At 64.8% G+C, this 22529-nt stretch carries 24 protein-coding genes; 18 read left to right on the top strand and 6 right to left on the bottom strand.

The genetic code is table 11. From position 1 onward, the window contains the following. The first annotated feature begins 7 nt into the window (after positions 1 to 7). From AB4037_RS16535 to AB4037_RS16505, 7 genes are all read left to right on the top strand, one after another. The gene (locus AB4037_RS16535) at positions 8 to 337 is read left to right on the top strand and encodes a hypothetical protein (RefSeq protein WP_441772248.1); all 330 of its coding nucleotides are present in this window, start codon (positions 8 to 10) and stop codon (positions 335 to 337) included. 80 nt (positions 338 to 417) lie between these two features. Beyond that, entirely contained in the window at positions 418 to 840 is a 423-nt protein-coding gene (locus AB4037_RS16530) for a hypothetical protein (protein WP_441772247.1), read from the top strand. A 208-nt stretch (positions 841 to 1048) separates the two neighbouring features. Further along, entirely contained in the window at positions 1049 to 2587 is a 1539-nt protein-coding gene (locus AB4037_RS16525; RefSeq protein WP_441772246.1) for a YifB family Mg chelatase-like AAA ATPase, read from the top strand. A 104-nt stretch (positions 2588 to 2691) separates the two neighbouring features. Further along, positions 2692 to 3042, top strand: coding sequence for a hypothetical protein (locus tag AB4037_RS16520; RefSeq protein ID WP_441772245.1), 351 nt, complete (start codon positions 2692 to 2694; stop codon positions 3040 to 3042). A 177-nt stretch (positions 3043 to 3219) separates the two neighbouring features. Continuing rightward, a complete protein-coding gene (locus AB4037_RS16515; RefSeq protein WP_441772244.1) occupies positions 3220 to 3873 on the top strand; it encodes a Pr6Pr family membrane protein in 654 nt (217 codons plus the stop codon). A 67-nt stretch (positions 3874 to 3940) separates the two neighbouring features. Beyond that, positions 3941 to 4585: a Pr6Pr family membrane protein gene (locus AB4037_RS16510; protein WP_441772243.1), complete on the top strand. Its 645-nt coding sequence runs from the start codon at positions 3941 to 3943 to the stop codon at positions 4583 to 4585. Positions 4586 to 4709: 124 nt separating this feature from the next. Beyond that, a complete protein-coding gene (locus AB4037_RS16505) occupies positions 4710 to 5633 on the top strand; it encodes a GNAT family N-acetyltransferase (RefSeq protein ID WP_434959735.1) in 924 nt (307 codons plus the stop codon). 102 nt (positions 5634 to 5735) lie between these two features. On the opposite strand, the gene AB4037_RS16500 is transcribed toward AB4037_RS16505, so the two are convergent. Next, on the bottom strand, positions 5736 to 7781 hold the full coding sequence (locus tag AB4037_RS16500; protein WP_441772242.1) for a M3 family metallopeptidase: 2046 nt from the start codon (positions 7779 to 7781) through the stop codon (positions 5736 to 5738). Positions 7782 to 7985: 204 nt separating this feature from the next. Here AB4037_RS16500 and AB4037_RS16495 point away from each other — a divergent pair, with 204 nt between their 5' ends. Further along, positions 7986 to 8654, top strand: a complete 669-nt coding sequence (locus AB4037_RS16495) for a sulfite oxidase-like oxidoreductase (RefSeq protein WP_441772241.1) — start codon at positions 7986 to 7988, stop codon at positions 8652 to 8654. A gap of 112 nt (positions 8655 to 8766) precedes the next feature. Here AB4037_RS16495 and lepA read toward each other — a convergent pair whose 3' ends face one another. Then, on the bottom strand, positions 8767 to 10575 hold the full coding sequence (lepA, locus tag AB4037_RS16490) for a translation elongation factor 4 (protein ID WP_434958846.1): 1809 nt from the start codon (positions 10573 to 10575) through the stop codon (positions 8767 to 8769). 94 nt (positions 10576 to 10669) lie between these two features. Beyond that, positions 10670 to 11023 (bottom strand): lysozyme inhibitor LprI family protein, encoded by a 354-nt coding sequence (locus AB4037_RS16485; RefSeq protein WP_434958847.1) that lies wholly within the window; start codon positions 11021 to 11023, stop codon positions 10670 to 10672. Positions 11024 to 11116: 93 nt separating this feature from the next. Between AB4037_RS16485 and AB4037_RS16480 the strand changes: the two genes are divergently transcribed. Then, the gene (locus AB4037_RS16480) at positions 11117 to 11605 is read left to right on the top strand and encodes a GFA family protein (RefSeq protein ID WP_441772240.1); all 489 of its coding nucleotides are present in this window, start codon (positions 11117 to 11119) and stop codon (positions 11603 to 11605) included. A gap of 122 nt (positions 11606 to 11727) precedes the next feature. Continuing rightward, positions 11728 to 12534 (top strand): alpha/beta fold hydrolase, encoded by an 807-nt coding sequence (locus tag AB4037_RS16475; protein ID WP_441772239.1) that lies wholly within the window; start codon positions 11728 to 11730, stop codon positions 12532 to 12534. An 8-nt stretch (positions 12535 to 12542) separates the two neighbouring features. On the opposite strand, the gene AB4037_RS16470 is transcribed toward AB4037_RS16475, so the two are convergent. Beyond that, positions 12543 to 13184, bottom strand: coding sequence for an alpha/beta family hydrolase (locus AB4037_RS16470; protein WP_441772238.1), 642 nt, complete (start codon positions 13182 to 13184; stop codon positions 12543 to 12545). Positions 13185 to 13724: 540 nt separating this feature from the next. Here AB4037_RS16470 and AB4037_RS16465 point away from each other — a divergent pair. From AB4037_RS16465 to AB4037_RS16445, 5 genes are all read left to right on the top strand, one after another. After that, positions 13725 to 14090: an ArsR/SmtB family transcription factor gene (locus AB4037_RS16465; protein ID WP_441772237.1), complete on the top strand. Its 366-nt coding sequence runs from the start codon at positions 13725 to 13727 to the stop codon at positions 14088 to 14090. Next, positions 14087 to 14563 carry an SRPBCC family protein gene (locus AB4037_RS16460; protein WP_441772236.1) on the top strand — a complete coding sequence of 159 codons (477 nt, stop codon included), beginning with the start codon at positions 14087 to 14089 and terminating at the stop codon, positions 14561 to 14563. Before AB4037_RS16465 ends, AB4037_RS16460 begins: the two co-directional genes overlap by 4 nt. Before the next feature lie 287 nt (positions 14564 to 14850). Then, the gene (locus AB4037_RS16455; RefSeq protein ID WP_441772235.1) at positions 14851 to 16452 is read left to right on the top strand and encodes an amidase; all 1602 of its coding nucleotides are present in this window, start codon (positions 14851 to 14853) and stop codon (positions 16450 to 16452) included. A gap of 107 nt (positions 16453 to 16559) precedes the next feature. Then, the gene (locus AB4037_RS16450) at positions 16560 to 17225 is read left to right on the top strand and encodes a GntR family transcriptional regulator (protein WP_441772234.1); all 666 of its coding nucleotides are present in this window, start codon (positions 16560 to 16562) and stop codon (positions 17223 to 17225) included. Between the two features lie 175 nt (positions 17226 to 17400). Further along, on the top strand, positions 17401 to 18951 hold the full coding sequence (locus AB4037_RS16445; RefSeq protein ID WP_441772233.1) for an ankyrin repeat domain-containing protein: 1551 nt from the start codon (positions 17401 to 17403) through the stop codon (positions 18949 to 18951). 6 nt (positions 18952 to 18957) lie between these two features. Here the strand turns inward: AB4037_RS16445 and AB4037_RS16440 are convergent, their stop codons facing one another. Continuing rightward, positions 18958 to 19521, bottom strand: coding sequence for an SIS domain-containing protein (locus AB4037_RS16440; RefSeq protein ID WP_434958856.1), 564 nt, complete (start codon positions 19519 to 19521; stop codon positions 18958 to 18960). A gap of 114 nt (positions 19522 to 19635) precedes the next feature. Here AB4037_RS16440 and AB4037_RS16435 point away from each other — a divergent pair, with 114 nt between their 5' ends. Genes AB4037_RS16435 through AB4037_RS16425 form a run of 3 tightly spaced genes read left to right on the top strand, consistent with a single transcriptional unit; the run spans position 19636 to position 21232 of the window. After that, positions 19636 to 20217, top strand: coding sequence for a helix-turn-helix domain-containing protein (locus AB4037_RS16435; protein WP_434958857.1), 582 nt, complete (start codon positions 19636 to 19638; stop codon positions 20215 to 20217). Then, positions 20214 to 20741 carry a GNAT family N-acetyltransferase gene (locus AB4037_RS16430; protein ID WP_441772232.1) on the top strand — a complete coding sequence of 176 codons (528 nt, stop codon included), beginning with the start codon at positions 20214 to 20216 and terminating at the stop codon, positions 20739 to 20741. Before AB4037_RS16435 ends, AB4037_RS16430 begins: the two co-directional genes overlap by 4 nt. Then, positions 20738 to 21232 (top strand): GNAT family N-acetyltransferase, encoded by a 495-nt coding sequence (locus tag AB4037_RS16425; RefSeq protein WP_434958859.1) that lies wholly within the window; start codon positions 20738 to 20740, stop codon positions 21230 to 21232. Before AB4037_RS16430 ends, AB4037_RS16425 begins: the two co-directional genes overlap by 4 nt. Before the next feature lie 3 nt (positions 21233 to 21235). On the opposite strand, the gene AB4037_RS16420 is transcribed toward AB4037_RS16425, so the two are convergent. Beyond that, positions 21236 to 22471 carry a glycosyltransferase family 4 protein gene (locus AB4037_RS16420; RefSeq protein ID WP_441772231.1) on the bottom strand — a complete coding sequence of 412 codons (1236 nt, stop codon included), beginning with the start codon at positions 22469 to 22471 and terminating at the stop codon, positions 21236 to 21238. Between the last annotated feature and the right edge of the window lie 58 nt (positions 22472 to 22529).

Raw genomic sequence — 22529 nt, 5'->3', positions numbered from 1 at the left:
CATCGAGGTGAACACCTCGAACGCCTTTGCCAACCTCACCCATCGCGACGCGGATGTCGCCGTGCGCCCGGCCGTCGACCCGCCGGAAACGCTGGTCTGCCGCCGCATTTCGGGCATCGCCTTTGCGAACTATGCGGCTCCCTCCCATCTCAAGGAGCGCGGGCTCGACCCCGCCGGCGAAGCCGTTCTGGCGCAGGAGGCGCTGGATCGGCCTCGGCGATGCGCTTGCCGCCTCGAGCTCGGCGCACTGGATGCGCGCCGCCCTGCTCTGCTATCTCGGCCAGGCACTCGCCAAATATCGCTCGATGTTCGAAGAATATCGGCCCAGATCCGATAAGCCCCGCGCATTCGCTACGCCCTTGCCTCCCTGGAATAAATCATCATACCAATCTTCGTGATTGTTGCTTGAGGGATCTCATGCGCGCCTTTTCCGTCGCCGCGAGTCTTTTTGCTGCCGGTTTCCTTGCCGCTGCTCTTGGAGCCTGTACAGCTCCGGTCCGCACCCTCCCGGGCAATGTGCAGGTCTTGCCTGTGGTGGTGGCAAGCAAGGGGCTGGGCAGAGTTTTGCATGGATCGATACGTATCGAGCAGATCCAGGGTTCCTATACGGTGAGCAAGGGCACGTTTTCGTGCAGCGGCTCCTATACATTGTCGGCCGTCAGAGGCCTGATGTATGTGCCGATCCTCTGCAGCGACGGTCGCAAAGGCACTGCCAGCGTGCGAAACGGACCGAGCCGCATGAGTGGCACAGGCTCGCTGACAATGAATGACGGCAGCACGGGTGAATTCGCGTTTGGCAAAGACACCAAGAAATTGAGTCCCGCCTCCTCTGCACAATAGTCTCGTTACAGCATCGACCAACTCGCCTTTGACGATGCGGGCCTGCCAGATTGCACAGCACAGAGCCCAGCCGCACCGGGGCCGTCCCTGATCGGCTGGCGGACGGATGGGCCTCGGTCACAGGCTTCCAGAATCACTCTTTGTTCTCATTTTGCTTGGCGGCTCCACGCTTCCCCGCTATCGTCGAGCAGGCTGACGGGGAAACGAGATGGTATCGCGCGTTGCGACGGTGGCATTCGAAGGCGTGGAAGCGCGCCAGGTCGACGTGCAAGTCCAGATCATGACCGGTTCGGTGGTGTTCACCATCGTCGGCCTGCCCGACAAGGCGGTGTCGGAAGCGCGCGAGAGGGTACGCGCCGCCCTCACCGCCGCCGGCCTGGCCCTGCCGGCCAAGCGCATCACCGTCAATCTCGCCCCGGCCGACCTGCCCAAGGAAGGCTCGCATTTCGACCTGCCCATCGCGCTCGGGGTGATGGCCGCCATCGGCGCCATTCCCCATGACGCGCTGGAGGGCTATTGCGTGCTCGGCGAGCTCGGCCTCGACGGCACCATCACCAAGGTCGCCGGCGTGCTGCCCTCCGCCGTCGCCGCCAATGGCCGCGGGCTTGGCCTGATCTGCCCCGCCGCCTGCGGGCCGGAGGCGGCCTGGGCCAGCCCGGAGATGGACATTCTCGCCCCCCGTTCGCTGATCCAGCTCGTCAATCATTTCAAGGGCACACAGTTGCTCTCCCGCCCGCAGCCGCGCATCGCCGCGCCAGCGGCCGCCCTGCCCGACCTCAAGGACATCAAGGGCCAGGAGACCGCCAAGCGCGCTTTGGAGGTGGCAGCCGCCGGTGCGCATAATCTCCTGATGATCGGCCCGGCCGGCTCCGGCAAGTCCATGCTGGCGGCAAGGCTGCCCTCGATCCTGCCGCCTTTGGTGCCAGCCGAGCTCCTGGAAATCTCGATGATCCATTCTGTGGCGGGCCAACTCGCCGGCGGCGAGCTCACCAGCCGGCGCCCCTTCCGCGCCCCGCATCATTCGGCCTCGATGGCGGCCCTGATCGGCGGCGGCATCCATGCCAGGCCCGGCGAAGTGTCGCTCTCGCATCACGGCGTGCTCTTCCTCGACGAGATGCCTGAATTCGCACCACAAACCCTCGATGCCCTGCGCCAGCCGCTGGAGTCGGGCGAGGCCGTGATCGCCAGGGCCAATGCCCGCGTCGCCTATCCCGCTCGGATCCAGCTCGTCGCGGCCATGAATCCGTGCCGCTGCGGCAAGGCCAACGATCCGGGCTTCGCCTGCCGGCGCGGGCCGGTTGAGCGCTGCGCCGCCGACTATCAGGCCCGCATCTCCGGCCCGCTGCTCGACCGCATCGACATCGTCGTCGAGGTGCCCGCCGTCTCCGCCGCCGACCTCATCCTGCCACCGCCCGCCGAAGGCTCGGCCGAGGTGGCGGCCCGGGTGGCGGAAGCCCGGGACCGTGCCGCCCAACGCTACCGCACACTCGGCCTGCCCGACGGCTCCACCAATGCCAGCGTGCCGGTCAATGTGGTCGAGGAGGTCACCCGCCCCGACGCGGGAGCCACCAAGCTTCTGCGCGATGCCTCGGAGGCCATGCGCCTGTCGGCCCGCGGCTTCCACCGCGTGTTGCGCGTCTCGCGCACCTTGGCCGATCTCGACGGCGAGACCGATGTCGGCCGCATCCACATCGCCGAAGCGTTGAGCTACCGGGCGAGGACGGACAGGGCGACGGTTCTGGCCTAGGCTCGACCTTATCACGCGCTATCTGCGACATGGACAGGCTGGCGACACGGCCGCCAAGCCGCTATCTGCAGACACACCCAGCCGATGTTCACCCGAGACATGTCATGCGCATACCCATCCTTCTCGCCTGCCTCGCCTTGCTCGCCGGCACCGCTGCTTCCCACGCTGCTTCCCACGCTGCTCCCCGCCCCCATTGCGCCGATGCCGCCGTGAAGCAGGCCGCCAAGCTGCTGGCCTTCCATTCCGACAATGACGACCGCGCCCAGGTCGATCCCGACAGCGTGAGGGCAATCGGCACCGTCGGGGCCCTGGTCGGCAAGGGCCGCTTCGACGTGATCGAGGTCGAGGGCTCGATCTACAAGGGCAATTACCGCATGCACCTGATCTATGCCCAGTTGCCGGGCGACTGCGTGCTGATGGGCCAGGAGATCCTGGAGCGCAGTGACCCCTATTGATCGCTCCACGCTGGCCAGCCGCGGCCGATGCGGCTTAGAGAAAAGTGCGATTTCCGCGAGTCGCACTTTTTCTCTAACTCTTTGTTCTGACGCGTTTTCTTAATCGAAAAGTCTATCAACTTTTCTGGAAAACGCTCTAGACTGTATCGCCAGCCGCAGCAGCAATCGGGGTGATTCATGACGGGCAGCCAGGCAGCCGGACGCCTTTTTGCGGCGCTGATCGCCATCACGGCCTGGCTCGCCGTTGCCCTGCGTGCCTGGATCGTGGTCGGGGCGGTGATGGCGCAAGGCCGGACGGCGATCGATGGCCTCGTCACCGTGTTCAGCTATTTCACCCTGCAGGCCAATGTGATCCTGGCCGTGGTGGCCACCGCCTGTGCCCTGCGCGGGGAAGCCCGAGGCTTCCTGACCCGGCCGTCGACCCGGGCCGCCGTCACCGTCTACATCATCATCGTCGGCCTGATCTATGCCGTGTTCCTCGCCGGCTTGCGGCAGCTGACCGGCCTCGCCGTGCCCGTCGACATCGCCCTGCACCGGGTGGTGCCCGTGCTCTTCACGCTCTATTGGCTCATCTTCGTGCCGAAGGGCCAGCTGACTTGGCGCAATCCGCTGGCCTGGCTGACCTTTCCGGCGCTCTACGTCGTCTACTCGCTGATTTATGGCGCGCTGACGGGGCGCTATCTCTACCCCTTTTCCAACGTGCCGGTGCTCGGCTATCCCCGCGCGCTCGGCTATGCTGCGCTGATCCTCGCCACCTTCTACGGCCTCGGCCTTGCGCTGGTGGCGCTCGATCGCGCCCTTGCCGGCTCCGTGGTCCGGGCGCGGCAGTGACCGTCGACGGCATCATGATGATGGCGCTTATGCTACGCTGCCGATCACAGCCAGGACGAGGTATGGCGTGACAGGCAACCAAAGGCTCGGATGCGTCGTCGCCGGCGTGATCGCCCTCATCGCGGGCAGCGCCGTGCTGCTGCAGGTGCTGCTGGGTGTCGAGACCGTGCAGGCGCAGGGACGCAGCGCTCTTGACGGCATCATCCTCGTCTTCAGCTACTTCACCGTGCTCACCAACACGCTGGTGACGATCGTGGCCGGGGCCAGTGCCCTCCTCGGGGAACGGGGCGGCTTCCTGACCCGGCCTGGAACCCGGGCGGCCGTAGCCATCTACATCTTCGTGGTCGGCGTGATCTTTGCTGCCCTGCTCACCGGGCTGCGCCCGATGAGCGGCCTGACACTCGCGGTCGACAACGTGCTGCATCGAATCGTGCCGATGCTGTTCGTGCTCTATTGGCTCGTCTTCGTGCCGAAGGGGCAATTGCGCTGGCGCGATCCCATCGCATGGATGCTCTACCCCCTGCTTTATGTCGCCTATTCGCTGCTCTACGGCGCACTGGCCGGGCGCTATCTCTACCCCTTTGCCGACGTCACGGTTCTCGGCTATGGCGGCGCCCTCGCCAACGGCCTCGTCATCCTGGCAGGCTTCCTCGGGCTGGGATTGATCGTGGTGGCGATCGATCGCGCCCTGGCCCCGGCAAAGCCCGCCTGAGCGGGCGGCTCGGCGATGCGGCTTGTTGTCACAAATCCGTGCGAAAACTGTGATGATGCTTGTGGGATGGGGATTCGGGCAGGGGCTGAAGATGCCGACGACGCCGCCGAAAGGCTTGTTTGCAATGATCGATCCGCGCGGCTGGAGCAGCAAGCTGCCGGCCGGCATCGTGCCCTTGGCGCCGCGCCGCCGGCTCAAGCCGGCCTTGCGCCAGCGTCGCATCGAGAATATCGGTTTGCCGATGACTCTCGGACGCATCGGCTCCCTGGAAGTACGGTTGGCTGAGACCGCCAGGGACGTGAAGAAAGCGCAGAAGCTGCGCTATCAGGTGTTCTACGAGGAGATGGCCGCCATACCGGACGCGCTGTCCCTGATCTCCAGGCGTGACCGCGACGATTACGACACGCTCTGCGACCATCTGCTGGTGATCGACCATGACGCCCCCACCAGGCTGGGCAAGCCGGGCGGGCGGGTGGTCGGCACCTACCGCCTGCTGCGCCAGGACGTGGCCGAGCGCCATGGCGGCTTCTATTCAACCGCCGAATACGCAATCGAGCCGCTGATCGCAGCCCATCCTGGCCGCCGCTTCCTCGAGCTCGGCCGCTCCTGCGTACTGCCGGCCTATCGCAACAAGCGCACGGTGGAGCTGCTCTGGCACGGCATCTGGACCTATGTGCTGCATCACAAGATCGACGTGATGCTGGGCTGCGCCAGCCTGGAGGGCACCGACCCGAGCCGCCTTGCCCTGCCGCTCGCCTTCCTGCATCACCATGCCGCTACCGAGGGCGAGTGGCGCGTCAAGGCGGTGCCGGAGCGCTATGTCTCGATGAACCGCATCGCCAAGGAAGGCATCGACGTCAAGCAGGCGCTGCATGCCCTACCGCCGTTGATCAAAGGCTATCTGCGCCTCGGCGCCAGCTTCGGCGACGGCGCGGTTATCGATCATCAGTTCGGCACCACCGATGTGCTGGTAGTCCTGCCGGTCGAGAAGATCAATCCGCGCTATGTCGATCATTTCGGTGCAGGCGCGGAGCGCCACGCGGCGTAGGAGCGCGGACATCTCAGCGACATGCTTGCATGTCGCAATGTCCGCTTTCGCAACCGTCATGCGCGCCTGAAAAGAAGAGCGGACAGGATGTCCGCGCTCCAATCATGCCGCCAGGCCGCGCTTCTTCAGCAAGGCCTCGGGCTTGGGATCATGGCCGCGGAAGTCGCGATAGGCCTGCGCCGCATCTTGCCGGTTGCCGGCGGCATAGACGAACTGCTTGAGCTTGCGGGCCGTCTCGCCATCGAAGATGTCGCCGGTCTCGACGAAGGCGTCGAAGCCGTCGGCATCGAGCACCTCCGACCACAGATAGGAATAATAGGCCGAGGAATAGCCGTCGCCCGAGAAGACATGCTGGAAATGTGGGGGCCGGTGGCGCATCACCATCGCCCGGGGCATGTCGATCTCGCCGAGCACCTTGGCCTCGAAGGCGCCGACATCGAAGCCCTCGGCTTCCTTCAACAAATGCATTTCGAGATCGACCAGGGCGGAGGAAACATATTCCACCGTGGCAAAACCCTGGTTGAAGGTGCGGCTGGCGAGCAGGCGGTCGAGCAAGGCCTTCGGCATCGGCTCGCCCGTCCGATAGTGCACGGCGAAGCGCTGCAACACTTCGGGCTGTTCGAACCAGTGCTCGTAAAGCTGCGAAGGGAATTCGACGAAGTCGCGCGCCACACTGGTGCCCGAGAGCAGGGGATAGGTGACGTCCGACAACAGGCCGTGCAGGCCATGGCCGAACTCGTGGAACAGCGTGCGGGCGTCGTCGAAGGACAACAGGGTCGGTTGCCCATCCGCGCCGCGAGCGAAATTCATCACATTGACGATGATCGGGTTGATCGCGCCGTTCAGCCGCTCCTGGCTGCGGAAGGCGCTCATCCAGGCACCGCTGCGCTTGGAGGGCCGGGCGAAATAATCGCCATAGAACAGGCCGATGCCCGTCCCGGCCGCATCCGTCGCCTCGAAGGCCCGCACGTCCGGATGATAGACCGGCACGTCCTTGCGTTCGGTGAAGGTGATGCCGAACAGGCGCCGGGCCGTATCGAAGGCCGCCTCGATGATCTTATCGAGCTGCAGATAGGGCTTGAGCTCGGCCTCGTCGAGGTCGAATTCCTGGCGTCGCTTCTTCTCCGCATAATAGCGCCAGTCCCAGGCTTGCAGCGCGATGTTGTCGCCTTCCCCAGCCGCCAGGGCCTCGAGGCCTTCGCGCTCGCGTTCGGCCTGGCTGCGAGCCGGCTGCCAGACCGAGCGCAGGAGATCGAGCGCAGCCTCAGGCGTGCGGGCCATCGAATCGTCCAGGCGATAGTGGGCGAAGGTCTGATAGCCCAGGAGCCTGGCGCGCTCGGCCCGGAGCGCCACCATTTCGGCGATCAAAGCGCGGTTGTCCGTTTCGCCGCCGCCCTCGCCGCGGGCGAGCCAGGCCTTGAAGGCCGTTTCGCGCAGGTCCCGGCGGGCGGAAAACTGCAGGAAAGGTTCGATCAGTGAGCGCGACAGCGTGACGACATGGCCGCTCTCACCGCGATCCGCCGCGGCGCTGGCGCTGGCGGCGCGCAGGAAATCGGGCAGGCCGGCGAGATCGGCCTCGCCGTCGAGCTTCATCGACCAGGCCTTCTCGTCCTTCAGCACGTTCTGTCCGAATTGGGTGCCGAGACTGGCAAGGCGTTCGGAAATCGCTGCCAGGCGCTGCTTCACCTCTTCGGGCCTACCGGCGCCGGCCCGACGGAACGCGGTGTGATAGCGATCGAGCACCCGGGCCTGCTCGGGCGACAGGCCGAGCTCCGCCCGCCGGGCGAAGACGGCATCGATACGCCGGAACAGAGCGTCGTTCAGATAGATCGCGGTGTGATGGCGCGACAGGATCGGCGCCATCTCGCGCTCGATCGCCTGCAATTCGTCATTGGTGTCGGAGCCCGCCAGGTTGAAGAACACCGAGGCGACCTGGTCGAGCGCCCGGCCCGAACGCTCCAGCGCCGCCAGGGTGTTGTCGAAGCTCGGCGCCGAGGCATTGTCGGCAATCGTGGCGATCTCCGCCTTGTTTTCGGCCAGCGCCGCCTCGAAGGCCTGACGATAATGCTCGGTGCGGATATCGGCGAAGGGCGGCGCTTCGAAGGGGGTGGACCAACGGGCCAGGAGGGGATTGACGTCAGCGGACATGAGGACCTCGATTCGGGTACGGCCCTTATAGCAGCCGACCTACCACAAGCCGATTCCTCCTGATCCGTGCGAGGGGCACGATCAGGAGGAATCGGCAAGATATCAAACATCTTCAGAGTTTCCCGGCGGGTCTCACGGACAGGCCTCACCGGGAAACTCTGCTTGGTTCGAAATATGCATTATCTTTTGATTTTGGAGGGCACCATGGCCGATGATGACGACCCGGCGACGCCGGCCGATTCCAAGCTCACCCGCACCAAGCAGCTCTGGGCCCAGGCCGGCAAATTCCTCACCGGCCGGGCTTCCCGGTCTCAAAACGACCGCCTGCCGCCGGGCCAGCATCTCGTCAAGGATTGGCCGGTGCTCGATCTCGGCCTGCAGCCCAGCATCGACAAGGCGCGCTGGCAGCTCGATGTGTTCGGTGCGGTCGAGAATCCGCTCGTCTGGGATTTTGCGGCCTTCTCGGCCCAGCCCCAGGTGACGCAGGTCTGCGACATCCACTGCGTCACCACCTGGTCGCGCTACGACAACCATTTCGAGGGCCTAACCACGCTGGCCCTCGCCGAGATCGTACGGCCCAGGCCCGAGGCTGGTCATGTCGTGCTGCATTCGGCCGACGGCTACACCACGAACCTGTCCCTGCAGGATTTCCTGGGGGAGGACGTGCTGATCGCCCACGCCTGGGAGGGCAGGCCGCTGACTTCGGACCATGGCGGCCCGGTGCGCCTCGTCGTGCCCCGGCTCTATTTCTGGAAGAGCGCCAAATGGCTCAGCCGCATCGAATTCGCCACCCGCGACAAGCCGGGCTTCTGGGAAGTGCGCGGCTATCACAACCGCGGTGATCCCTGGCGGGAGGAGCGTTACAGCGAGTGAAGGCGTCTGGGACCGCCGGCTTTCCAGCCGACTCCTGGAAACCCGGCGTTTCATGATTGATTGAAAGAGCTGGCTGGACAGCCGGCGATCCTAGGATAAAGCTAGTTCGTCCCTACCCATCCACCTTGAGCGCGGCGATGAAGGCTTCCTGCGGAATGTCGACGCTGCCGAACTGGCGCATCTTCTTCTTGCCTTCCTTCTGCTTCTCCAGAAGCTTGCGCTTGCGGGAGATGTCGCCGCCATAGCATTTGGCGGTGACGTCCTTGCGCAGAGCCCGGATAGTCTCGCGCGCAATGATCTTGGCGCCGATCGCCGCCTGGATCGGGATCACGAACATGTGCTGGGGGATGAGGTCCTTCAGCTTCTCGCACATGGCGCGGCCGCGGCTCTCGGCGCGGTCGCGATGCACCAGCATCGAAAGCGCGTCCACCGGCTCGGCATTGACCAGGATCTGCATCTTGACCAGATCGCCTTCCTTGTAGTCGGTCAAATGATAATCGAAGGAGGCGTAGCCCTTCGATACCGACTTCAGGCGGTCATAGAAGTCGAACACCACCTCATTGAGCGGCAGGTCGTACTGCACCATGGCGCGCTTGCCGACATAATTGAGATCGACCTGCACACCGCGCCGGTCCTGGCAGAGCTTGAGGATCGAGCCGAGATAGTCGTCCGGCGTCAAGATGGTGGCGCGGATCCACGGCTCCTCGATCGAGGTGATCTTCACCACATCCGGCATGTCGACCGGATTATGCAGCTCGATATGGCTGCCGTCGGTCATGTTGATCTTGTAGATGACGGACGGCGCCGTCGCGATCAGGTCGAGATTGAACTCGCGCTCCAGGCGCTCCTGGATGATTTCCAGGTGCAGCAGCCCAAGGAAGCCGCAGCGGAAGCCGAAGCCGAGCGCCGCCGAGGATTCCATCTCGAAGGAGAACGAGGCATCGTTGAGGCGAAGCCGCCCCATGGCGGCGCGCAGATCCTCGAACTGCGCCGCATCCATCGGGAACAAGCCGCAGAACACCACGGGCTGGGCCGGCTTGAAGCCCGGCAGCGGCACAATGTTGGTGTTCTTGCGATCATCGGTGATGGTGTCGCCGACGCGGGTATCGGCCACTTCCTTGATCGCCGCCGTGATGAAGCCGATCTCGCCCGGCCCGAGCTCGGCGATGGCCTGCATCTTCGGCCTGAAGACGCCGAGGCGATCGACCTCGTAATGCGCATCGGTGCCGATCATCTTGACGCGCTGGCCCTTCTTGAGCGTGCCGTCGAAGATGCGCACCAGCACGACCACGCCGAGATAGGCATCGTACCAAGAATCCACCAGCAGCGCCTTGAGCGGGGCGTTGCGGTCGCCCTTGGGCGCCGGCAGGCGGGTGACGATGGCTTCCAGCACCTGGTCGATGTTGAGGCCGGTCTTGGCCGAAATCGGCACGGCCTCGGAGGCATCGATGCCGATCACGTCCTCGATCTGCTGCTTGATGCGGTCCGGTTCGGCCGCGGGCAGGTCGATCTTGTTGAGCACCGGCACCAGCTCGTGATTGGCGTCGATGGCGTGATAGACATTGGCGAGCGTCTGCGCCTCGACGCCCTGGGAGGCGTCGACCACCAGGAGCGAGCCTTCGCAGGCCGCGAGCGAGCGCGAGACCTCATAGGCGAAGTCGACATGGCCGGGCGTATCCATCAGGTTGAGGATATAGTCCTTGCCGTCCTGGGCGCGGTAGTTCAGGCGCACGGTCTGCGCCTTGATGGTGATGCCGCGCTCGCGCTCGATATCCATGGAATCGAGCACCTGCTCGACCATTTCACGGTCAGTCAGCGTGCCCGTGGCCTGGATCAGACGATCGGCAAGGGTGGACTTGCCGTGGTCGATATGGGCCACGATGGAGAAATTCCGGATATTTTCGATCAATTCTTCGCTCATCCGCGCGCAATAGCAGGAAGGGATGATTGCGCCAAGGACAAATGGGGATTCCAGGCCGGCCGAGGCCTGTTTGCGGGCCCCACCGGCCCTAGTTCTAGAACGGGCCGTGCGAAGCGATGTTGCGGATCACCTCGTCCAGCACGCCGATCCTCTCGCCATAGACCTTGTCGAGGCAGGCTGTATCGGCGCCGCAGGCCTCGCGCGTCTTGATCCAGGCCTGCTGAGCCTCGCCGATATTGCCGCGCTGGCCCATGGCCACCAGGGACATCGAGACGCCGTAGAGCGTCGCCATGCGCGCCTCGGCCTGGCCGAGGGCGTAACTGCCGCAGACGGCTTTTTCGGCGGGGGAAGCTGCCTTGGCACAATCGAGGGGCGCATAGTCGCCCGCTTGCGCCGTGGAGGAGAACAGCAATGCAGCCATGGCGATGATGACGAATCTGCCTTTCAAGGGTCACCCTTTCCGGTTTGTATGGAAGCGAAGTTCTCCTGGAACCCCACATCATTCCATCCGTTGTGAGACAAAGAGACTAAGGAAACGCACATGCTGCTGAAAGGATCCTGCCATTGCCGCGCCGTGACGTTCAGCGTCGAGGCGATGAGCCCCGCGCCCTTCATGCATTGCCATTGCTCGATCTGCCGCAAGACGGCGGGATCAGGCGGCTATGCCATCAATCTCGGCGCCCATGCCGAAAGCCTGAAGGTGGAGGGACGCGAGCATCTGCGCATCTATCACGCCGTCCTGCGTGAGGAAGGGCAGGCCGACCAACGCTCGCCGGCCGGGCGCCATTTCTGCGGGGAATGCGGCAGTGCGCTCTGGCTGTGGGATCCGCGCTGGCCGGAACTGATCCACCCGCACGCCTCGGCGATCGATACGCCGCTGCCCAAGCCGCCGGAGATCGTGGAGATGATGCTGGCCGATGCTCCCCGATGGGTCGATGTACCATCCGGTCCCGGCTATCTGCATTTCGACACCTATCCCGAGGAATCGCTGGAGGACTGGCACCGGCGTCATGGCCTGTTGAGCGAATGAAGCGGGCGGGATCGGCCAAAGCCGCCCGCCCGCGCAAGAGCACTTGCTGTTTGCAATTGGTCTAGATGTGGTAAATCGACACCAAGGAGCCCTCGATTGCACCGGGACAGGAAGGGACGGCCATGAGCACGCAGGACGACGATCTCAGCCAATTTCACGCCTATGGCGCGCCGCCCCTGCCGCAGGCCGATATCGAGGGCTGGCTTGATCACGACGACGCCCGCATCTGGCATGCTTCGTATGGCGACGGGCCGCCGGTGATCCTGCTGCATGGCGGTCTCGGCCATGCCGGCAATTGGGGCTACCAATTGCACGATCTGCGGGCCGCCGGCTATCGCGTTGTCCTGGTCGACAGCCGTGGCCACGGCCGCAGCACGCGTGACGACAGGCCTTATTCCTATGAGCTGATGGCCTCCGACGTGCTGGCGGTGATGGATCGGCTCGGCCTGGACAAGGCCCGCTTCGTCGGCTGGAGCGACGGCGCCTGCATCGCCCTGGTGCTGGCTGCCGAGAACCCCGCCCGCTCGTCGGGCGTATTCTTCTTCGCCTGCAACATGGACCCCAGCGGCACCAAAGAGATGGAGCCGAGCCCCGCGCTCGACCGTTGTTTCGCCCGGCACCGCCAGGACTATGCCGCACTGTCCGCCACACCGGATAGCTTCGAACCCTTTGTCGCCGCCGTCAGCGAGATGATGCGGACGCAGCCCAATTATAGCGCGAGCGATCTAAGCGCGATCGATGTGCCCGTGGAGATCGTGCTGGGTGAGCATGACGAGTTCATTCGCCCCGACCATGCAACCTATCTTGCCCGCACCATTCCCGGCGCGACGCTGACCGTTCTGCCAGGCGTGAGCCATTTCGCGCCGTTGCAGCGGCCGGCACTTTTCAACCGGGCGGTGCTCGACTTTCTTGGCAAGCTCGCGTCATAGCGGCCCGGTCAGGTGGCGAGGCGCGCGGCCCAGCCCGAGACGGCCACCGCCAGGGTCTTGAGGTGGTCGGCGGCCGAAAAACCGGAAACGGCCTTGCGCGGCTTCAGGTCGTGGTCGCCATCTTCCAGCCACAGGATTTCGATGCGGGGCGACAGCGTATAGGTCGCGACCTCCTCGCGCGTGCCGAAGAGATCGCGCGTGCCCTGGGCGATGAGCGCCGGGGTGCGCATGTCGGCGAGATGGGCGGTGCGCAACTGCTCGGGCTTGCCGATGGGATGGAAGGGGTAGCCGAGGCACAACAGACCGGCGATGCGGCCTTCGGCCTGGAGATCGTCGGCGATCATGCTGGCGATCCGGCCCCCCATCGATTTGCCGCCGATGACGAGAGGTCCAGCCGCCCCCAATGCTTCGACGGCGGCGCGATATTCGCCTTCCAGCGTTTCGGCGCGCGGTGGCGGCTTGCGGGCGCCCGATTGGCGCCGCGCTGCCATATAACCGAATTCGAACCGGGCCATGCGCAATCCGGCTGCAGCCAGCGCCCCGGCACTGGCGGACATTGCGGCCGAATCCATTGGCGCTCCGGCACCATGCGCGAGCAGGACGGTGATCCTTGCATCCTCGGGTCCGTCCATGAGGAAGTGCAATGCCATATGAATACCTTGGCCCTGACCGCGGATGACGGCATGCCAACGGCACGCCCAGTCGTCATCAAAGGCTAGCGCCGCGATTCATGCAATTGCCGGAACTGCGTGACTCTGCTTCGGGAAGGAGAAAACTCCTGCGATGTTCTCGCGTTCAGGACACACGTTCCTCGCGTAGTGCTTGTCCGAGCAAAGAAGCCATGATCGAGGAAGACAGACAGTATAGGAGGATGCAAACCAACCAGGACATTATTTCCCCCAATCCAGTCTGGTGTTAGCCAGCCCAGTTACCAACACGTCGTGTGCTTCCGTTGAGACAGTTGACACTTTGATCGATCTGCCCGAGCTGCCGGCACGCAACTACCTTCCGTCATTCGTGCCTTCATATTATCGAGACTGGAGGTAATGGCAATCAACAATACGCTCGCATCTTCGATTTAGGGCCATAATTATTATTCAAATTGTTTGAATTGCATATTTGCCGCCGGGAGAGGCCGCTCAGATTCCGACCCGAATCGTGGCGAGAGGGTCGACTCTTGCGGGTGGGGCATGGATCTGATACTTAGCCTTATGGCTTATCGTATCGAGCAGCTCGACGAGATCTTCCTGGCCCTGGCCGACCCGACCCGACGGGCCGTGCTCGGACGCCTGGGGCGGGGGCCGGCCAGCATCAGCGACCTGGCCGAACCCTTCGACATGGCCCTGCCCTCCTTCATGAAACATATCCGCATGCTTGAGGGTACGGGCCTGATCAGCACCCGCAAACAGGGGCGCGTGCGGACCTGCACCATCGAAAAGCAGACTTTCGCCGCCGTCGAGGGCTGGCTGGCTGCCCAGCACGCGATATGGGAGGGCCGGACCGACAGGTTGGAACGCATCGTCGCCACCATGCTCGACAAGGAGCCGCCGACGTGACCCGCCACTTCGACCCCGAACTCGACCTGCGTATCGCTCGCGTTATCAAAGCGCCGCGGGCCATCGTGTGGCAGGCCTGGACCGAGCGCGCCCTCTTCGAACAATGGTGGGTGCCCGCCCCTGCGCGATGCCAGGTCGTCGACATGGATCTGTCCCCGGGTGGCGCCTTCGTGACCCGGATCAGCGAGGATGGCGGCACCTTTCAGCCCCATCTCGACGCCTGTTTCCTGACCGTCGACGACCGGCGGCGCATCGTGTTCACCAATGCGCTCACCCGCGGCTGGCGCCCCGCCGAACAGCCGTTCATCACGGCAATCGTCGATTTCGCCGACCACCCAGACGGAACCGACTACACTGCCCATGTCATGCACAAGAGCGACGCCGATCGCGCCCTGCATGAAAAGATGGGGTTCCATGACGGCTGGGGCACCGTGACGGGGCAACTGGCGGCGCTGGTCGAAAAGCAGGCGTGATCGGACCGGATTCCTGGAATCTATCTTCCCCGACACGAAAATCTCTCCTCCCGGGCCTGTATTGCGGTCGCAGTTCGACTGTGCAGCCCGCTGCGCGTACCGCGCAGCAATGCATGTCCTCGCCATGCGGGCGGCTCGCAAAAGCCTCGCTTTGCCTATTGCATAACTAAATGCCACTTAGGTATTATTGAATGATATTTTTGTATACAATTTAATTGATGGATGACACAGAACCTGACAATGTGTGGACACAACCTCATTCAGAAGGTTGACCGAGGAGGTGTTCCATGGCTGGCAAGCAACGCGGCGGCACGTCGCAACCCGCGCAGGAGCGTGGTCTCAGCAGACGCGGTTTCCTGAATCTAAGCGCGAAGGGACTGGCGGGTGCGGCCTCGGCAGCCCTTGTCGGCCAGGCGGCGTGGCCAGGCTCGTCCCTGGCGAAAACGGCGCCCTCCGACATCGTGATGATGGACGCCATCCCGCTCTCGCAGGCGATCAAGTCGAAATCAATTTCCTGTGTGGAGGTGATGACGGCCTATCTCGACCACATCGATCGCCTCAACCCCACTGTCAACGCCATCGTCTCCCGGCAGGAGCGCGGTGATCTCCTCAAGCAGGCCGGGGAGCGCGACGCGCAGCTCGGCCGCGGCGACTATGCCGGCTGGATGCATGGTTTCCCGCAAGCCATCAAGGACCTCGCTGACACCAAGGGCATCCGCACCACGCAAGGCTCGCCCTTGTTCAAGGACCGCATCCCCCAGGCCGATGCGCTTTTCGTCGACCGCATGAAACACGCGGGCAGCATCATCATCGGCAAGACCAACACGCCGGAGTTCGGCCTGGGGTCGCAGACCTACAACCAGGTCTTCGGCACCACGCTGAATGCCTATGATCACAGCAAGACCGCAGGCGGCAGCAGTGGCGGCGCCGCGGTGTCGCTGGCCATGCGCATGCTGCCGGTCGCCGATGGTAGCGACCATGCCGGCTCGCTGCGCAACCCGTCAGCCTACAACAATGTGCTGGGCTTCCGCACCTCCTTCGGGCGGGTTCCCTCACCGGGCGCCGACGTGTTCGATGCCTCGCTGGGCGTGAACGGCCCGATGGCACGCAATGTCTCGGATCTTGCTTTGCTGCTCGCGGTGCAGTCGGGCTACCACGCTGCCGCGCCCCTCTCCCTCCACGAGGATCCCACGCGCTTCACCGAGCCTGTGAAGCGCGACCTGAAGGGCGTGCGCATAGCCTGGCTTGGCGATTGCGGCGGCTATCTGCCCTTCGAGCCGGGCGTGCTCGACCTGTGCAGGGCAGCTCTCAAGACCTTCGAAGCGCTCGGCTGCACCGTCGAGGAAGCCAGGCCCGATTATCCCATCGAGAATGTCTGGCGCAATTGGCTGCCGCTGCGCGCCTGGCAGACCGGCTCCGGCCTGAAGGTGCTCTATGATGATCCGGCCAAGCGCGCCTTGCTCAAGCCGGAGGCGCAATGGGAGATCGAGAACTATCTGAAGCTCAGCGCCGTCCAACTCTCCGATGCCGCCGCCGCGCGCACCCAATGGTACCAGGCGGTCCGCACTTTCATGGAGCGCTACGACTACTTCATCCTGCCGTCGGCGCAGGTTTTCCCCTTCGACGCCACCACCCATTGGCCCAAGGACATCAACGGCCACGCGATGGACACCTATCATCGCTGGATGGAGGTGGTGATCCCGGTCACCATGTCCGGCTGCCCCGCCATGAGCGTGCCGGTCGGCTTCAACGATCGTGGCCTGCCCATGGGCATGCAGCTCGTTGGGCGCAATCATGCCGAGATGTCCGTGCTGCAGCTCGCCTACGCCTATGAGCAGGCCACCGGCTGGCCTCAGAACAGGCTGCCACCGGCGCTCAAGCCGGCGTGAGGCGACCGGCCGAGGCACGCCAGTCCCCGAAGCGCGTGCCTCGGCTTTCTCGGGCCGTGAAAGGAATGGCAGCTTGCCGGCATCGGTAGAAGGCGCGATATGGGCCTATGACCGAGCGCCGAGCCACCCAATTGCGGGATTCGATCGAGGACGAGATCGCCACCGGGCGGTTGAAGCCGGGTGAGCGCCTCGACGAAGTGTCTCTCGCCGAACGTTTCGGCGTCTCGCGAACGCCGATCCGCGAGGCGCTGCAGCAGCTTGCCGCCGCCGGGCTGGTGGAGCTGCGAACCCGCCGGGGTGCCATCGTCAGCGCGCCTGATCCCAGCCAGCTCATGGAAATGTTCGAGGTCATGGCGGAACTGGAGGCCATGTGCGGGCGCCTCGCCGCCCGCCGTCTCCTGCCCGAGGACGAACAGGCTCTCGTCGCGGCCCTGGCGGCCTGCCAGGAGGCTGCCGCCAATGGCGATCCCGACAGCTATTACTATGAGAACGAGACGTTTCACCGCGTCATCTATCGCGCCAGCGGCAACAAGTTCCTGGCGAGCCAGGCAGTGGCCCTCAACAAGCGCCTGGCTCCCTTCCGCCGCCTGCAGCTACGCGTGCGCAACCGCATGAAGACCTCGCAGAACGAGCATGAGGCCGTAGTCGCCTCCATCCGCGCCGGCGAGGCCCAGCATGCCGCCGAGCAACTGCGAGCCCATGTCGCCGTGCAGGGCGAGCGTTTCGGCGACTTGATGTCATCGCTCGGCAAATCCCGCAGCACCGGAGCGTAACCCCGGCGGATGGGACTTCCATCCAGGCGAGAAACCCCCTAAGATCCGTCACGGCGCTGCGAGACGCCTCCGGACCCGCGGGAAGGGCTCAGCCCCCTCACAATCATCGACATCAGGACGACCTGCCCCTGTGCAGCCGATTGCGGGTCTTCGGCTCTGCGCACATGGAGGCACCATGAAAACCCTTCCGGTTTCGCCCGACCTTTCGCACCTCAAGAACCAGGCCAAGCAGCTATTACGGTCCGCCCGCAACGGCGAGAGCGAGGCTCTTCGCCATTTCGCCGAATGCCTGCCCTCGGCACGCGGCCTCGAGCCGGCCGGGCTTGCCGGCCGCCAACTCGCGTTGCACGACGCTCAGTCCGTCATCGCGCGCGACTACGGCTTCCGCTCCTGGAGCGAGCTCAAACACTATGTCGAGTGGACACGCAGCGCCACAGCCGAGAGGTTGCGGACCTGGCTCAATTGGGTATTGGAGGGCAATGCCACCCAGCGCCATCTGGCGCAACGCACCCTTGCCGAACAACCGGCACTGTTCGCGCAGGACCCGTGGCTCGCCTGCGTCACCGGCGACGAGGTTCGGCTCAGGGCGCTCATCGCCGAGGATCCGGCCTTCGTGAACCGCAGCGGCGGCCCGCTCGCCATGCCGCCATTGATCGGCACCAGCCATTCCGGCCTGATCCGCGTACCGGGCTTTAAAGAGCCGCTGCTCGCCTGCGCCCGTCTGCTGCTCACCCATGGCGCCGACGTCAACGCCAGCTGGACGGACCCGCGCTGGCCGGATTCGCCGCTTTCCGGGCTCTATGGCGCGGCTGGACGCACGCATGACGAAGCCATGACCCGGCTGCTACTCGAAGCGGGCGCCGATCCGAATGACAATGAATCGCTTTATCATTCGGTCGAGGGCTCCGACGATGTCGGCACCCGCCTGCTGCTCGCCGCCGGCGCGCGCGTCACTGGCACCAATGCCCTGGGCCGGGTGCTCGATTTCGACAAGCTCGACACGCTCAGGCTGCTGCTGGCACATGGCGGCGATGCCAGGGAACAGGCCTGGATCCATCATGCCATCCTGCGGGGACGCTCCAGCGCCCATGTCCGGGCCTTGCTGGACGCCGGCGCCGATCCGCGTGCCACCGGCCATGGCGGCGTGAGCCTCTATCGCTATGCCCAGCAATATGGTCGCACCGATGTAGCAGCCATGCTGCAGGCGATGGGAATCGAGGAGGAACTCACCCAGGAAGAGGCTTTCGTGGCGGCCTGCACGCGGGCTGACCGGGCCGCGGCCGCCGATATTCTCGCAAGGGAGCCGGATATTCTCGCCCGCCTTTCGGAAAGACAGCTCAGGACCCTGCCTCTGCTTGCCGGCAACGGCGCGATCGAGGCCGTCCGCGTCATGCTCGGCCTGGGCTGGCCCCGCGAGGTGAAGGAGCATGAATGGTCGGCGACGGCGCTCAACAAGGCGATGTTCCAGGGCGACGCCGCCATGCTGAGCTTGCTGCTGGAAGAGGGAGCCGATTGGCGCACCGAGCACGGCTTCGGCAACAACGTCCTCGGCACGCTCTCCTATGCCAGCCAGGCGGAGGATATCGCCAGCGTCATGCCGCAGGACTATGTCGGCTGTGCACGGGCCTTGGTCGAGCACGGCGTGCCGCTTTCGGCGTTCGAAGGCTATGATTTTTCAGACGATGTCGCGGCCTTTCTCAGGGACCGGGCACCGGCGTCGACCTGACGGCCCTCACTCCAGATTGGTATGACGCGCCCGCATCGTCTCGGCGGTCTCGCCGAGACGATCGCGCAGCTTCAGCACGATGATCTCGAACACCAGCATCTGCGCCGTCTCGAACAGCGACCCCATCGGCAATACGGAAACCCGCCCGCCCCGGTCATCCGCCATGGTCTGGGCCGGAATGGTGAAGACGATATCGGCGAGCTTGGGCGTACGCGCTTCGGGCTGGGCCGTGACCACGGCAACGTGGGCGCCGGCCTTGCGGGCGACGCTGATCAAGGCATCGCCAATATTGGAAGCGCCTGGCCCGGAGGAGACGAAGAGGAGGTCGCCGGGACCGATCGGCGGTACCGTCATGTCGGCGACGACATGGACGTCGAGCCCGAGATGGAACAAGCGCATGGCTAGGCCGCGCATCTGCAGCCCCTCGCGCCCGGCGCCATAAATGGCGATACGGCCCGCCGTGGCGAGTGCTTCGATCAGGCCATCGGCGGCGTCGGCGGGAAGGGCCTTTACCACTGTGGCAAGGTCGTCGAGAGCGCTGAGGCTGAGGGCGGGGATGGTCTCCGTCATGACAGATCCAGTTTGTTGCTTAAGAAAACGAACTAAGTTCTAGGCCTATGCCAAGCAATCCGCAACGGGGACTTCATGCTTGACTCCACTATAATGGATAAATAATCTCACATTATGGAATCAGCCGACACCACTATCGATACTGAGCTGGGCGGGCGCATCAAGGCGTTGCGCGGCCAGATCCATCTGACCATCGATCAACTCGCCGCCGCCAGCGGTGTCAGCCGCGCCATGATCTCGCGTATCGAGCGCGGCGAGTCGAGTGCCACCGCCCAATTGCTTGCCCGGCTTGCCGGCGGCCTCGGCGTCAGCCTGTCCACCCTGTTCGCCGCCGTGGAGCCGGCGGCTTCGCCCCTGGCCCGGCGAGCCGAGCAGCCGCTCTGGCGCGACCCCGCCACCGGCTATCTGCGCCGCTCGGTTTCGCCCGCAGCGGCCAACGGCATCCTCGACCTTGTCGAGGTTGAGCTGCCCGCGGGTGCCCTCATTCCCTTCGAACCCCAGGCGACCGCCTTCGACCAGCTGGTCTGGCTGCAATCGGGCAGCCTTACCATGACGGTCGATGGCGAGGCCTTTCCGCTCCAGCCGGGCGACTGCCTGCATATGCGGCTCGACAAGCTCGTCATGTTCCACAATCCGGGCGACGGGCCGGCGCACTATTTCGTCGTGCTCTGCCCCTCACGACAGGTTTCCCGATGACCGGCCCCACCATTGACATCGCAACGCCGCAAGAGGCGGAAGCCCTCATTCCCGCTTTGGCTGATATCCTGATCGACTGCGTCGAGGGTGAAGCCTCCATCGGCTTCATGCTGCCGCTCGCCCGCGAGGAGGCGGAGGCCTTCTGGCGCGGCGTCGCCGCACGGGTGGCAGAGGGCACCACCCTGCTGCATGTCGCCTATCTCGACGGCAGGCCGGTCGGCACCGTGCTGCTCAGCCCTGAAAGCCGCCCGAACCAGCCCCATCGCGCCGACGTGCAGAAACTGATGGTGCACAGCCGCGGCCGTAATCTCGGTATCGCCGCCGCGCTGATGGCTGCCCTCGAGGACAGCGCCCGGGCCAGCGGCCGCATCGTACTCTGCCTCGACACCGCCACCGGCTCCTCGGCCGAGCGGCTCTATGACAGGCTCGGCTGGCAGAGGGCCGGCGTCATTCCGCGCTATGCACTCTGGCCGCAGGGCGGCTATTGCGACACCACCTTGTTCTGGAAAGATTTAGATCGATGATCATCCGTCCCGCCACCCCGGACGACCTGCCAGATATCCTCGCCATCTACAACGATGCCGTGCTGAACTCGACGGCGATCTGGAACTGGAACACCGTCGATCTCGCCAACCGCCAGGCCTGGTTCGACCTGCGCAAGAGCCAAGGCTATCCCATCCTCGTCGCCGACGTCGAGAGCACGGCGATCGGCTATGCCAGCTATGGCGACTGGCGTCCCTTCGACGGCTATTGCCACACCGTAGAGCACTCGATCTATGTCGCCGGAACGGTGCGGCGCCAGGGTGCCGGGGCTGCCTTGCTGGATGCCCTGATCGGCGCAGCACGCGATGCCGGCAAGCATGTCATGTTGGGCGGCATCGAGGCCGGAAACGAACCCTCGCTCGCCCTGCACCGGCGCTTCGGCTTCACCGAGACGGCGCGTATGCCCGAAGTCGGCCAGAAATTCGGCCGCTGGCTCGATCTCGTCTTCATGCAGAAGACGCTCAACGGCTGAGATCTACGGTGTCCCGGGAACGAGCAGGCTCCCGAGCCTCTCGATCAGCGACTGCCTGTCATGATGACGGCGCACCCAGTCCCGGCCGAGTTGTGCTCGCCTTGACCGTTCGCCAGAATCAGCCAACGCCTGGGCGCAGCAATCAGCAAAAGCCTGCGGGCTCTCAGCGATCCAGCCGCCGGCTTCTTGTGGCCAATCGAGTCCCGCCGCGCCGGCCGGGGTCGATACGAAGGCAACGCCATGGGCCGAGGCTTCGAGCAGCTTGATGCGGGTGCCGCCACCGCTGAGCAGCGGCGCCAGAGCAAGGGCGGCATCCCGATAGAGCCCGGCAATATCCGGCACGAAGCCCGCCACCTCGACATCATCCTGTGCGGCAAGCGCGAGGATGGGCGGCGGCGGCTCGGCACCGGCGACCACGAGGCGGCAGGCCCGGCCGGCCTGATGGCGCAGATGCGGCATCACCTCCCGCGCGAACCAGAGCACGCCCTCGACATTGGGCTCATGCGACAGCGAACCGACGAAGACCAGCGTGGCGCCATCGTCACTTCGGCGTGGCTCAGCCGGCAAGGCGACCGCATTCTCGATAACGTCACAGGCAAGGCCGGCATGACGCGATGCCAAGAGCCGGGCCTCCTGCTCGCTGGAGACGAAGACGCGGCCGAAGCGGCCGGCATAGCGCTCGATCAGGCCATCAAAGGCGCAGGCCTCCTGCTCGAGCCAGGCGGCACGGGCCTCGTCATGCCGGGCTCGCGCCGATACGGCCCGCAGGCCGAAAGCGACCGCATCGTCCTCGTCGAGATCGATCGTCGCCGTCGCGCCCCTGCCGAGAACATCGATGCAGGGCGCCAGATAGGAGCGCCCGACATGCACGATATCCGGATCGCAGGCCGCGATCAGGCCTGCAATCTCAGCCATAACCGGCGCGGAAAGATGGCTCGCGATGCTCGGCTTGCCATAGGTCTGGAAGAGCTGCAGGCGCCGGCCAGGATCGGTCACCCTGGCGAGCATTTGGAAGGCGGTATCGCGGCGCCCGGCGCAGGCGACGACATGGAGCCGGACGTCGAGCTCGGCATAGAAGCCCGGCGCGACGCTGGTTCCACCGGCAGCCGGCACCACGATCAGCTCGACCGAGGCCATGCGGGCCAGCGCCTCCAGAAACAGGCCCATCCGCATGGCCAGCCCGTTTCCGGTCCTGTCCGGCATGATCGGGCTCACAAAAACGGCCCTGCGGCGCATCATGATCCTTTCCGCCGAAACGAGTGCAACCGCGGCGTTCCTATAGCGTTTTACGAAAAGC

This window comes from Labrys sp. KB_33_2 (assembly GCF_052114505.1).
Taxonomy (GTDB): Bacteria; Pseudomonadota; Alphaproteobacteria; order Rhizobiales; family Labraceae; genus Labrys.
The sequence above is the reverse complement of the archived record's forward strand: the minus strand, read 5'-3'. Positions and strand labels throughout refer to the sequence as shown.